Annotated in this window: 4 protein-coding genes and 1 pseudogene; 4 read left to right on the plus strand and 1 reads right to left on the minus strand. The window is 41.6% G+C overall.

Annotation, left to right across the window (positions count from 1 at the left end; genetic code table 11):
- The first annotated feature begins 10 nt into the window (after positions 1-10).
- Both H1225_RS15195 and H1225_RS15200 read left to right on the plus strand, forming a co-directional pair.
- Complete coding sequence (locus H1225_RS15195; RefSeq protein WP_239739236.1) at positions 11-10,840, plus strand: hemagglutinin repeat-containing protein; 10,830 nt, start codon at positions 11-13, stop codon at positions 10,838-10,840.
- Positions 10,837-11,106, plus strand: coding sequence for a colicin immunity domain-containing protein (locus tag H1225_RS15200; RefSeq protein ID WP_109848584.1), 270 nt, complete (start codon positions 10,837-10,839; stop codon positions 11,104-11,106). Before H1225_RS15195 ends, H1225_RS15200 begins: the two co-directional genes overlap by 4 nt.
- A 64-nt stretch (positions 11,107-11,170) precedes the next feature.
- Here the strand turns inward: H1225_RS15200 and H1225_RS15205 are convergent, their stop codons facing one another.
- On the minus strand, positions 11,171-11,326 hold the full coding sequence (locus H1225_RS15205) for a SymE family type I addiction module toxin (RefSeq protein WP_239739238.1): 156 nt from the start codon (positions 11,324-11,326) through the stop codon (positions 11,171-11,173).
- A 76-nt stretch (positions 11,327-11,402) separates the two neighbouring features.
- Here H1225_RS15205 and H1225_RS18490 point away from each other — a divergent pair.
- Positions 11,403-14,081: pseudogene (locus H1225_RS18490) on the plus strand (hemagglutinin repeat-containing protein); the annotation flags it as partial.
- Positions 14,081-14,602: a hypothetical protein gene (locus tag H1225_RS15220; RefSeq protein WP_006534425.1), complete on the plus strand. Its 522-nt coding sequence runs from the start codon at positions 14,081-14,083 to the stop codon at positions 14,600-14,602. The pseudogene H1225_RS18490 and the gene H1225_RS15220, both read left to right, overlap by 1 nt.
- Positions 14,603-14,772: the final 170 nt, after the last annotated feature.

The raw sequence follows: 14,772 nt of genomic DNA on the forward strand, positions 1-14,772 counted from the left end.
GGTATTATTTATGAATAAGCATTGTTATCGCCTTATCTTTAGTCGTACCCATGGGGAATTACGTGTTGTTTCAGAATTAACCAAAAGTTGTAGTACTGAAGCAGGACAAACAAGAGGCTCTCAAGGTGCTCGGATCTGGGTTACACTTCGCCGTAGTGCGCTTTTACTTTGGTTAGCGTTAGGTTCTCCTTACGTATTGGCTAATGGTATTGTTGCTGATAACAACGCGCCACAAAATCAACGACCAGAAGTCATTAATACTCAAAATGGTTTACCACAGGTTAATATTAGTGCGCCTAATGAGGCGGGAATTTCTCATAACCAATACAAACAATTCGATGTCGATCAACGCGGTGCTATTTTAAATAACTCAGCGGTCATGACTTCAACACAGACCGCAGGCATGATCCAAGGTAACGCCAATCTTGATCCGAACAAAGCGCCAGCTCGCGTTATTTTAAATGAAGTCAACAGTAATAATCCAAGCCAATTGAAAGGGTTTATTGAAGTTGCTGGTGGGAAAGCACAAGTGATTATTGCTAACCCTTCGGGCATTATTTGTAATGGGTGCGGCACGATCAATGCGGGTCGAATGACGCTAACAACGGGTAAACCTCAACTTAATCCTGATGGAAGTTTAGCGGGATATCGTGTTGAAAGTGGCGTTATTCATGTTGAAGGTGGTGGGTTAAATGGAGATAGTCGCCATGATACACAATACGTTGATCTGCTCGCCCAAGCGGTAAAAATCAATGCAGGCGTGTGGGCAAAAGAAAAAATTGAAGTTGTCGCAGGGCGTAATCAAGTCGATACGCAAAACAATGCCACGGCACTTGAACAAAAAGAGAAGACTGCAAAACCGGAATTTGCCATTGATATGGGACAAATGGGGGGAATGTACAGTGGTCAAATTAAAATGGTGGGCACTGAACAGGGCGTTGGTGTACGTAATCAAGGTGGTCATCTACAAGCCAATAAAACCTTAACGGTGACAAGCCAAGGGCAACTCGTTTGGCAGTCAACAAAAACGCAAGAAGCAGTGACACAAGCAGGTGGCGATATTAACCTGATTGCCAAAGAAGATCTTATTCATCAAGGTAAACTTCATAGTGGCGGTCAGTTACGTGTAGAAAGTCAAGACGGTGCGTTGAAGCAATCAGGCACATTAGCCGCAACAAAAGACGTGACTTTAATTGCCCAAAAAGAGATCCAAACACAAGGAAATTTACTGGCGGGCAGTGATCTTAATAGCCAAATCATCCAAGACGCAAATCTCACTTTAAACAGCCAAAATAATATTCGCGCTCAAGGTAATTTACTGAATAAAAAAGCGATTAATATTACGGCAAAACAGGTCGATTTAAGCCAAAGCCAAATTGCTACTTCAACGTTAGCGATAAAAGCAACACAAGGTGATGCTCGTTTAGACAATGCACGAGTTGATACCCATAAAGTTGATGTTATCGCAACGGGGAATATTTCTTCTCAACAAGCCAAAATAAAAGCCCAATCTTGGGATATCGATGGGAATCATCTTTTCAACCAAAAAGGTATTTGGACACAAACAGGAAAAAGTGAAAGTCGTTTTGCATTAAAAGGCCTATTTGATAATACGAAAGGCAGTGTTGAAGCTTATCAATTATCCCTTAATGGCCAAGACTTAAATAATACCGATGGGCGTTTAGTGACGTTAAATAACTCGCAACAACATTGGCAATTTAATCAATCGATAAATAATCAACGTGGCGAGTTAGGGAATAATGGGAATTTACAGCTTGATACTCAACATCTTAATAGTGAGTCAGGGAGTATTAAAAGCCCAACGCAATTAATAATAACAGCAAAATCAGGGATTAATAATCAAAAAGGTCAGCTTCTTTCTGGTGAACAGCTTATTTTAAATACGGACAATTCTCTTAATAATCAATCCGGAAAAATAAACAGTAACCAAATTGACATTAAGACGTCTTTATTCAATAACACGCAAGGACAGCTAGTTGGTCAAGATACTTTAACGCTTTCTACCCAAAAGACATTAACCAATACTCAAGGTTTTATTGGTGCGGGTAAAGCATTAACGTTGTCTGCACAAGGTGATTTAAATAATCAAGCAGGCATTGTGCAAAGCGAATCTCTATTTAACCTTGTTGCCAACCATATTGATAATCAAGAAGGACAATTACTTTCTGGTCATCAAATGAAGGTGAAAGCAGCTTCATTAAGCTCATCGAAAGGTAATATCAGTGCAAAAGAGATTGATCTTAATGCAAATACGGTCAGTAATGTTGCGGGAAAAATTATTGGTCAAGATAGGTTAACGCTCACAACGCATCAATTGCTCGATAATACACAAGGTACATTATTAACAAATAAAGCTTTGGTGCTTTTAAATGAAAATAACCTTATCAATGATAATGGTCTGATACAAAGTGGCAAAATTACGAAGATTGATGCTCAAAATATTAGCAATAATCAAGGTAAGCTTATTGCTGGTCAACAGATAACATTAACCACTCCAAAAAACCTCGATAACCAAAAAGGTGAAATCAGCGCCAAATCGTTAGCCGTCACCACCGATCAGTTAACAAACCAACAAGGTAAATTGGTTGCCACTGACAATCTCGACCTTATTGCTCACCAATCTCTTAATAATACTCACGGTTTATTGGAAGCAGGGAAAACACTAAAGATAACCACCGCAGGACGTTGGAATAATCAAGAAGGGATCACCCAAGCAGGGCATCAAATTATTGCCAGTGCTGATACCATTGATAATACCCAAGGGCAGTTACAATCAGGGGATAAACTTACCTTCAAGACGACTCATGATGTCATCAATACATTAGGTAAAATAACCGCACAACACCTATTACAGTGGCAAGGTCACGATAATAGCCAATTTAATAATAATAACGGGTTACTGCAAAGTAATGGCACGCTAACGTTAGAAGGCGGGGCACTGAGCAATCAACAACAAGGCAATATCTTTAGCCAAAAGGCGCTACAGTTAGTGCTAAAAGGTGATTTACTTAATCAACATGGCAAAATCACGAGTAATGAAAATAGTGTGATTAAAGCGAATAATCTTATCAATACACAAGGTGAGATAAATTCCCTTAATACACTCAATATTGATTTATTGGAGCAACTGGATAATCGCCAAGGTCGCCTGTTTAGTCAATCATCACAACACTTACAAGCCACGGATATTCTCAATACCAAAGGTTGGATGGGCAGTTTAGACACATGGTTTGCAAAAGCATCAGCCTTTAATAACCAAACGGGACAAATACAGAGCCAAAAAGAGGCCTCTTTAGTTGCTAATACCTTTGATAATACAAATGGATTGCTTCAATCTAGCGATAGCGCTCAATTACGTATTGCTAAGAGTATAAACAATACCCAAGGTAAAATTAGTGCACAGAATACAGTTGATGCACAAGGTACACAGCCTAACGGTGCTATTGAAACGGTTAATAATATTGCTGGTCAATGGTTAGCAGGCAACAGACTCAATTTACATGTACTCAATCTCGATAATTCACAGCATGGCTTGTTATATAGCCAACAGCATACACAGTTAGCGGTGGATAATGCCCTGAATAATCGTCAAGGAAAAATTCAAAGCGGTGATAATCTCGCCTTAACTGCCAAAACGCTATACAACCAATCAGGTTCAATTGATGGTCAGCAAGGGATAACGCTGACGCTAGCGGATTTACTCGATAACTCACAGGGTAAAATAAGAAGTAATCAACACCAATCCATTTATGGCTCTAGAATTCAAAACCATCAAGGTCATATCAGTAGCCAAGGTGAATTAACGGTTAATGGTGCACAGCTTGATAATACGCAAGGTATGCTGATTAGCCAGAAAAACAGCCATTACGATATTGAACACATTAATAATAATGCAGGAAAAATACACAGTGGACAGTCATTAACACTGACTGCAACTGATCTTCAAAATCAGCAAGGCCAGCTCGTTTCAACACAGGCGTTAAAGGTTAATACCGCTCAATTAGATAATCATAATAACGGTATTTTAAGTAGCCAAGATGCCCTTAATATCACCACAAACACGCTAAATAATCGCGATAATGGCTTAATTTGGGGTACCACCCAAAATGTGATTTCAGCAAAAAATATTGATAACACCCAAGGGCGCCTACAAAGTAATGGATTGTTATCCTTAAATTCTCTCTCTTTATTGAATAACCAAAAAGGGCATATTTTAGCTAATGGGGCGATTGCAATAAATGCGAAAGACGCCCCTATTGCCTCAACCTTAATGTTATTGAATCAGCGTGGCGTTATTCAAAGTGGTGATAAACTCACACTTAATACTCAGACTTTCAATAACCAAGGTGGCACGTTACAAAGCGAAAAAGCTTTAACGCTTACCGCAAAACAGGATTATACCCGACGTGATGGAGATATTTTAAAGAGCAATCAATCTGTTTCCCTTTCTATTTCTGGCGTATTTACGAATTTAGCTGACTGGTTATTACCCGCTTCACTGACGATAAAAAGCCAAGATATGATTAACTCGGGCACGTTAGTTAGCCGTGCACTAAATTTCAACACGGGTTTACTGAAAAACCGCGGTCGCCTTGAAGCTGACGATTTTACCTTTAACCTGACAAGCTTGGATAATTCCGCCACTATTATGGGTGATAATGGGGTTATTCACACTCAATTACTGGAAAATAAAAGTAAAAATGCCGTTATTGCAACGACACAATCTCTTGATTTAGCCGCTCGTGACAAGTTGATAAATCATGATGGTGCGTTGATTTATAGCGGCGATAAGTTATCTCTATCCGGTTCATTTATTGAAAATAAAGCTAGCTTTATTGAAGCCGAAGGCGATGTCTCAATTACCGCAGACCAATTGCATAATTTACGTGAAGGGCTTGAGATCGAGAAAGAAGCGGAGAAAAGTGATTATCGCTGGCATCGTTATCATTATTTCTGGCGTTCTTATAATTCAAAAGTTATTACAGATCCCACACCTTTTGCGCCTACAACCCAAAAGTTAACGTTTAATGATGATAATGCTGTTCTTAATAATAAATATGGAACATTAACAGCAATAGATGCCTCAGGTAAAAGAGCTCAAGTTCTTGTTAATAATGTAAATGACAATACACCGATAAGCTTATGGGTACATTATGAATCGCTTATTCCTAATAGCGATGGTACCTATAATATGACCTTTTATCAGACGACTGGATTTGAACAGATAAATGGCGTTCCTACACCGTATCATAATACGGTATGGAGAGAATTCTCAGGCGAACCTCGTATTGAACAATGGGATCCAAATATACATGTAAGTAGCTATGATCTAAAACTTATTAGTGATTATAGTAATTTCCGTGAACGCACAGTATCAGGAACAGCAACACGAGATAAATTAATTTCTGAAGGTATTGGCGCTCGTATTCTCTCGGGTGGCAATATGAAGGTGAATATTTCAGAACGACTCTTTAATGATGCCAGCATGATTACTTCAATGGGCGATCAACATATTGAGGGAAACGGTAAAATAGACAATAAAGCCTATTCTGTTAATGAACGCCGCCAAGAGTATATTGTCGATCACTACGATAAGGATACCAAGCACTGGTACCCAAGCTTTAATAATGATGAGACTACAGCATTAGCTACCATTGATAGCATCATTTCAGGCAATGGTAATGTCACAATTAAAGGGGCATCAATCACCAATACTACGGTGAATGCCGCGCAAATTAACACGCTTGAAGCTGCATTAAAAGCCGTTGAAGCAGAGCGCGCAGAATTTGCCCGTAATCCGTTAGCGTTTAATATAAAAGGTGTGGATAAGCAGACCGCCAATACAGAGGTCACAACGGGAAGTAAAAGTGAAATAACCCATTCTGATGCTACATCGCCTTTGGCTCGTCCATTATTACCCTCAGAAATTGCACTGACTGAAAAACAACATTTAGGCAATGTGATCACCGATTTGCCTGATAATGGTCTATTCCGACAAAATATCGCCCCCGATAATCCATTCTTAATTGTGACGGACGAACGTTTTACCAGCCGTACTAAATTTATTAGCAGTGACTATTTACTTGATCGTGTGGGGTACGATCCTGCGCAAGTACCTAAACGATTAGGGGACGGATTCTACGAACAACGTCTTGTGCGTGAGCAAGTATTAAAACTGACGGGGCGCCCCTCACTTTATGAAAGCGATGCCATGGCACAGTATCAATATCTTATGAACAATGGTGTGAAAGTCGCGAGTGATTTCCATTTACGCCCCGGTGTTGCGCTTACACCAGAGCAAATTGCGTCATTAGAACAAGATATTGTTTGGTTGGTCAGTGAAACAGTCGATACCGCACAAGGGCCACAAACTGTTTTAGTGCCAAAAGTGTATTTAGCGAATAAAACCTTAAACTTATTGAACAGTGGCGCGATTGTAAGTGGCGATCATTTACATCTTTCTGCTGATAGCATCAATAATGCAGGACAACTGCTTGCCAATAAAGGGCTTGAAATTGATGCCAACCAATTTGAACACCAAGGTGGCGATATTCGGGGTGAAAATGTCAATATTCAAGCGGATAGCATTAATTTAAGTACTAATCTGCAAGATGCTCTACGCCAAGCCCGTATCAACGGTACCGATATCACGCTAAAAGGCCACGATATTCAACTGCAAGGGGCAAAACTGGATGCATTAAACGACATTAATCTAAATGCGCGTGATAATCTCACTATCACTACAGCAAAAAGTACCCATTCTAGTGAATTTGATGTGATATCAGGTTCAATGGGTAGTCGGACTGAAAATTTTATAGAAGAACCGGGTGAACACCGCCTTGCTCATCTCAGTGGTGAATGGCAACGAGCACAAGGAAGCGAGTTGAACGCCGGCGGTAACCTTAATCTCACCGCGGTGAAAGATGTCACACTGCAAGGCAGTCAAGTCAAAGCGGATGAACACCTGACCGTAAATGCAGGCGAGAACCTCAATATCCTCGCTGACAGTACCACAACCAAAAGCCACCTTGATGCCAATAGTAAAAGCACCTCCGTGAGCAATACTCGTGAAGAAGAGCGTTTGCAATTAAGTACACTCAGTGGTGATAAAGGCGTCAGCCTAAATGTGGGGCATACCTTGACAGCACAAGGTGCTCAAGTAGATAGCACCGAAGGTAAAACCACCGTTCGAGCTCAAGATGTAGATATCCAATCCGTCACAAAACAGATTGAAGACAGTGACTATCAGCATTCAGGCGGAGGACGTAAAAGTTACAGTCGTCTTGTGGATACCGCCCAAGAAAACGTGGTTGGAAGCACCTTTAGCGGACAGCAAGGTGTTGAAATTACCGCCCGTGAGGGTGATATCAATTTAACAGGTAGCACTTTACACAGTGAAAAAGGGGCTGTTGATTTAAGCGCCACACAAAATATTAATCTCAATACCGCGACAGAAACCCATACGGAGTTTTTAGAAGAACATTCAAAGAGTAAAGGATTTTTAAGTTCTAGTCAGACTCATACTCTCCAAAATGATCATGTGACACGTGAGCAAGGTAGCGTCGTCAGTGGAGAGCAAGTCAATATTCAAGCGGGTAAAGATATTCAAGTTACAGGCTCTTCGGTGGTCGCAGAAAACGATGTCAGCTTAACCGCTGGTAACAATGTCGATATCACCGCTGCGACCGAGACCGACTCGCATTATCTCCTCGAAGAGAAGAAAAAAAGCGGTCTAATGAGTAGTGGTGGCATTGGTTTTAGTGTGGGTAAACAATCCTCCCGCCATGAAGTGGATGAAAAAGGCACCACCCAAAGCCAAAGTGTCAGTACCATTGGCAGCACACAAGGTAATGTCAATATCACCGCAGGTAACAAACTGCATGTGGGTGGCGCTGATCTGATTGCCCAAAAAGACTTAAACCTCACCGGTGATAGCGTCCAAATCGACCCGGGCTATGATGAACGGACTCGCACTGAAACCTTTGAAACCAAACAAAGTGGGTTTAGTGTTGCACTCTCTGGAAGTGCAGGTAGCGCCCTCAATACTGCCGTCAGCACCGCACAACAAGCTCGCAAAGAAAGTGACGGTCGTTTAAGTGCCCTGCAAAACACCAAGGCAGTATTATCCGGTGTCCAAGCCCAGCAAGCGGTTGAGTTAGATGGGCTGAAAACCGATGCAGCCAATGCACACAACCTTGCCAACAACCTCAAACCGGGCGATGAAGACTATCAAAAAGGCGCCACCAATACAGTTGGTGTCAGTGTGTCTTACGGTAGCCAATCGTCGAAAAGCGAAACCCATACCGACAGTCGCCAGTCTCAAGGCAGTACCTTAAATGCCGGACAAAATCTGTCGATTACCGCAACGGGTAAAAATAAAGACAGCAACCCAGACAGCGGTAATATCACGGTTGTTGGCAGTGAACTCAAAGCCGGCAAAGACTTATCACTGTCTGCCACGCAAGATATCAACCTTGTTTCTGCCCAAAATACCGAGCAAACCACAAGCCAAAACCGCAGCAAAGGCGGCAGTATCGGGGTTGGTGTAGGTGTGGGTGAAGGTGGCTATGGGGTCAATGTCTCTGCCTCCGTCAACCAAGGCAAAGGCCATGAAAAAGGCAATGCCCTCACTCACACCGAGACCACGTTAGATGCAGGTAATAAACTCACCTTAAACAGTGGACAAGATACCACCCTCAAAGGTGCTCAAGTCAGTAGCGAACAAGTCACTATCAATGTCGGTCGTGACCTCACTTTACAAAGTGAGCAAGACAGTGACCGCTATGACGCCAAACAGCAAGAGGTCAGCGTCGGTGGCGGTTACACGCTAGGTGGCACACCAAACATCAATATCAGTGCCAGCAAAGACAAGATACACAGTAACTACGACAGTGTGAAAGAACAAACCGGTATTTTTGCCGGCAAAGGTGGTTTTGATGTCAACGTCAAAGACCATACTCAGCTTGACGGTGCGGTGATTGCTTCTACCGCCGACAAAGGCAACAATCACCTTGAAACGGAGACGTTAGGCTGGAAAGATATTCACAATAACGCGGAATTTGAAGCGTCACATTCCGGGGGGACTATCAGTACCGGTGGTCCTGTCGGTGAACAGCTCCTCACAAATGCCGCTGGCGGATTATTATCAAACGCCAACAACAGCGGACAGGCTGAAGGCACTACCCACGCAGCCGTCTCTGAGGGGAAATGGTTAATCCGTGATACGGACAATCAAACGCAAGATATCACTCAACTCAGTCGTGATACCGACCATGCCAATGACGGCAGTATCAAACCTATCTTTGATAAAGAAAAAGAGCAAAATCGCTTAAAACAAGCGCAACTGATTGGCGAAATTGGCAATCAGGCGATGGATATTATTCGCACCGAAGGAAATATTGCGGGTCTGAAAGCGCAGAAAGACCCCGATGCGTTAGCCATTGCCAAAAAACAACTGGAAGCGGCGGGTAAAACACCTACCGAGCAAACCATTAAAGACCAAGCCTACAACAATGCCATGGCACAATATGGCACCGACAGTGATTTCCAAAAAGCCGCCCAAGCGGTGACAGGATTACTGCAAGGCCTAGCAGGTGATAACTTAGCAGGAGCGTTAGCAAGTGCTTCATCGCCGTACTTAGCAACGTTGATAAAACAACAAGTGGGTGAAGAGAATAAAGCCGCGAATGCCATGGCGCATGCCGTATTGGGTGCTGTAGTTGCAGAGCTAAATAACCAATCCGCCACCACAGGAGGATTAGGCGCTGGTAGTGGTGAATTAGCAGCGAGATATATCGCTAAAGAACTCTTCCCGAATAAAGACGTGAGCGAACTTACGGAAAGTGAAAAACAGCAAGTCAGTGCATTGAGTCAACTGGCCTCTGGTCTTGCCGGAGGACTGACTACCGGTGATATAGCTGGTGCAATTACTGGCTCGCAAGCTGGGAAGAATGCGGTTGAGAATAACTTTTTACATTCTGAACAAATTATGAGTTTTGTTGACGCTCAAGCGAAAACTAAGACCCCAGAAGAGAGAAAGCAGTTACAAAAAGATATTGATACACTAGACAAGCAACTTCAATCACAAGCGGAAAGATGGGGAATATCAACCAATGATATGAAGAGCGCTTTAGATAGCTTGAAAACATTGGAAGGTTTGCCAGATTGTAATGCACAATGCCAAGACATGGTGAAAGATTCAATATCTAAACTTGAGCCAGCATTAGAAAATAGAATTGCTAAGCATTCATCACAAACAGAGAACCTCAAAGAGCTAACAGGTATTTTAGCGACGGTGATTGTACTGAATGAAAGCGGATTGATTGATGGTATAGCCACTACATCAGGAGGTGGAAAAGGGATATCTAGCGTTACAGGTTCTTCTAAGATTGATAATGCTGTAAAAGGTGACAAGGGGAACTCTAACAAACTAGAAAATGAACAAAAAAACAATTCAAATACAGGCAATACGAATACAGTACCTAATATAGATAATAGTAATTCTTCTGCTTTAACTGGCATTACTCAGAGACAACTAGATAAAAAATTTAAGCATGCGGTTGATTTTGGTATAACAACAACAAAGAAAAATCCTGAAACTCTTCATCAGTATGAAAATGCAATCAATAATCATATGGTCGATAAAGCTACTACACCTCATGGAACTTATGGTTTTGTAAAAGATTCCAAAGTTTATTTTAATTCAAACACAAATAATGTAGTTGTACTGGATAACTCTGGTAATTTTGTTACTGGTTTTAAGCTTACTCCAGGAACACCTCAATATGATAATTATATGAAAAATGGAGTATTACGATGAGTTTTATGTTATTGGCATTCACTAAATCATATGCTGAGGGTAGAATAAAACCTGAAACTTTTAGTGAGGCTTATATTGAGCTTTATCGGCTAGAAAGAGATTATGATCTTTTATTAAAGGATAATAATAAATTAAGTGAGTGTCTTTCCAGTATTTTTTGTATTGCAGATCTTTACAACCCTAATTTAGATAAAGAAGAGTATGAACTAAATGATGAAGAACTTCTCATTCAAGTAAATGCAGAATTAGAAAAATTAAATAGCTAAATATATCTTTCAATAATGCTATGAAAAAGATCCCAGCTCCACACTGGGATCTATCTTAGCTATCTTATTTGTTCTCAGCCAACCAGATAATCAACTGTCCAGCTTGGCGAGTGAGGGTGTAGTGGCTACCCACCTTAAACCCTAATTTACTCAACCATTTACCGCTGAATGTCAGTTGTGGGCTGGGGTTGTGTTTACCACAATTCAGTAAGTAACCCACTGTATATTGTCTGGTTTTACCCCCCTTCTTCTTTTTTAGCTGTCTAGCTTTTTGCCTTACAACTGAGCACTAATGCCAACCGTCGAAAAGCGAAACCCATACCGACAGCCACCAATCTCAAGGCAGTACCTTAAATGCCGGACAAAATCTGTCGATTACCGCAACGGGTAAAAATAAAGATACGAACCCAGACAGCGGTAATATCACGGTTGTTGGCAGTGAACTCAAAGCCGGCAAAGACTTATCACTGTCTGCCACGCAAGATATCAACCTTGTTTCTGCCCAAAATACCGAGCAAACCACAAGCCAAAACCGCAGCAAAGGCGGCAGTATCGGGGTTGGTGTAGGTGTGGGTGAAGGTGGCTATGGGGTCAATGTCTCTGCCTCCGTCAACCAAGGCAAAGGCCATGAAAAAGGCAATGCCCTCACTCACACCGAGACCACGTTAGATGCAGGTAATAAACTCACCTTAAACAGTGGACAAGATACCACCCTCAAAGGTGCTCAAGTCAGTGGCGAACAAGTCACTATCAATGTCGGTCGTGACCTCACTTTACAAAGTGAGCAAGACAGTGACCGCTATGACGCCAAACAGCAAGAGGTCAGCGTCGGTGGCGGTTACACGCTAGGTGGCACACCAAACATCAATATCAGTGCCAGCAAAGACAAGATACACAGTAACTACGACAGTGTGAAAGAACAAACCGGTATTTTTGCCGGCAAAGGTGGTTTTGATGTCAACGTCAAAGACCATACTCAGCTTGACGGTGCGGTGATTGCTTCTACCGCCGACAAAGGCAACAATCACCTTGAAACGGGTACGCTGGGTTGGAAAGATATTGACAACAAAGCCGATTTTACTGCCGAACACACGGGCGGATCGATTGGCACCGGTGGCCCAATTGGTAGCCAACTGGTGACCAATGCCGCGGGCGGGCTACTCTCTAACGCCAATAACAGCGGCCACGCCGAAGGCACCACACAATCAGCGGTCAGTGACGGTAGTGTCATTGTTCGCAATGAAGACAAACAAAAACAGGATATTAACAAGCTAAATCGCGATACCGACCATGCCAATGACGGCAGTATCAACCCTATCTTTGATAAAGAAAAAGAGCAAAATCGCTTAAAACAAGCGCAACTGATTGGCGAAATTGGCAATCAGGCGATGGATATTATTCGCACCGAAGGAAATATTGTGGGTCTGAAAGCGCAGAAAGACCCCGATGCGTTAGCGGTCGCCAAAAAACAACTGGAAGCGGCGGGTAAAACACCTACCGAGCAAACCATTAAAGACCAAGCCTACAACAATGCCATGGCACAATATGGCACCGGCAGCGACTTCCAAAAAGCCGCCCAAGCGGTGACTGGATTACTGCAAGGGCTGGCGGGTAATAATTTAGCTGGTGCATTGGCAAATGCTTCTTCACCGTACTTAGCAACGTTGATAAAACAACAAGTGGGTGAAGAGAATAAAGCCGCGAATGCCATGGCGCATGCCGTATTGGGTGCTGTAGTTGCAGAGCTAAATAACCAATCCGCCACCGCAGGAGGATTAGGCGCTGGTAGTGGTGAATTAGCAGCGAGATATATCGCTAAAGAACTCTTCCCGAATAAAGACGTGAGCGAACTTACGGAAAGTGAAAAACAGCAAGTCAGTGCATTGAGTCAACTGGCCTCTGGTCTTGCCGGAGGACTGACTACCGGTGATATAGCTGGTGCAATTACTGGCTCGCAAGCTGGGAAGAATGCGGTTGAGAATAACTTTTTACATTCTGAACAAATTATGAGTTTTGTTGACGCTCAAGCGAAAACTAAGACCCCAGAAGAGAGAAAGCAGTTACAAAAAGATATTGATACACTAGACAAGCAACTTCAATCACAAGCGGAAAGATGGGGAATATCAACCAATGATATGAAGAGCGCTTTAGATAGCTTGAAAACATTGGAAGGTTTGCCAGATTGTAATGCACAATGCCAAGACATGGTGAAAGATTCAATATCTAAACTTGAGCCAGCATTAGAAAATAGAATTGCTAAGCATTCATCACAAACAGAGAACCTCAAAGAGCTAACAGGTATTTTAGCGACGGTGATTGTACTGAATGAAAGCGGATTGATTGATGGAAATTCGAAAGGGAATAATACATCATCAGTAGTTACTAAGCCTAATGTAACGACAACAAAACCAAATGAACAAGTACCACCGAAAACTGTACCTAATCAGACAGGTGGTGATAAATTAGGTAATTATCAAGTTCACGACTTGAAACAGGTGACTGACCCTGCTTTAAATTTAGATTCTATTAGGAATGCGACTCAACAATATTTGAAAAAACCGTTACAGCAAGATGGTGCAGCAGTTAGCTATGCTACTGCTTCAGTTACAGTAAATGGTAAAACTGAATATTATCTTTCGGTGAGTGGCAAATCTTGGTCAGGGAAATCTCCTGATACGGTAAATATTGATGGGGTTACTTATAAAGTTATTCGTGATGATAAGAATAGTTTTACTAGTGTAGGAAACATTGAGTCGAAGAGAACAAATTTTAATCATGCAGAACAAAAGTTATTTAATCATATTCAAGATGCTTATAAAGGACAAAAAGCAGATGTAAATATGGCAATACAAAATACATCGAATCGAGATCCGGGTATGTGCGTAAGTTGTGGCTATACAAGTAAAAATTTTGCAGAAAATAATAAAGATCTTAATGTGAAAATTTATCAAGGCTCTACGGGGGAAAATAAGTAATGAACAATGAACTGATAGAGTATCTACATTCGGTATATCCTGAGTTACCGATTGATACTAGCTATATGCGGGGTTACTCGAATGAAGAAATTGGGAAAATTGAACGTTTATATGACATCAAAGTCGAAGGTCAATTGTATGATTTTTTAGCTAATATTGGTCGTTGTAGCGGTGGCCTTTTTGGCGATGAACCGCTTGTTTTTTATCGATATGGTCAGACGGTTAGAGGTAACATCTTATATCAAGATTCAATGAGAGATGAAGTCCCACATGTTCAGCCATATAATCTTCGAAAACAGAAAGCGTTATTTATATCAGTAGAAAGCTATACTCAGTATTTCTTTTTACTTACAGAGTCTGATGATCCTAACCGAGTTTATCAATATGATGAAAATGAAGAGACTGTAGAAGCGACTGACTGGGATCTAAACAGTTATTTAAGACATATAGTTAATGTCTATACGCGAAACTACAAAATAAAAGCTCCATTTGACGAATGCGGCGAGCTTATTGTTATTTAAATTATAAAGATCCCAATTTAATATTGGGATCATCTTTAATAATCTTATTCACTCCTCAGTCGACCGGATAATCAACTGTCCAGCTTGGCGGATAAAGGTATAATGATCACCACCTAAAATTCCTGTTTATTCACACACTTACAACTAATTATCAGTTGGGGGCTGGAGTT

It is taken from the genome of Proteus penneri, from assembly GCF_022369495.1.
GTDB classification, from domain to species: domain Bacteria; phylum Pseudomonadota; class Gammaproteobacteria; order Enterobacterales; family Enterobacteriaceae; genus Proteus; species Proteus penneri.

Bases quoted from the DNA above. Each gene is read 5' to 3' on its own strand.
- H1225_RS15220 (WP_006534425.1), top strand. From the start codon at position 14,081: ATGAACAATGAACTGATAGAGTATCTACATTCGGTATATCCTGAGTTA.
- H1225_RS15200 (WP_109848584.1), top strand. From the start codon at position 10,837: ATGAGTTTTATGTTATTGGCATTCACTAAATCATATGCTGAGGGTAGA.
- H1225_RS15195 (WP_239739236.1), top strand. From the start codon at position 11: ATGAATAAGCATTGTTATCGCCTTATCTTTAGTCGTACCCATGGGGAA.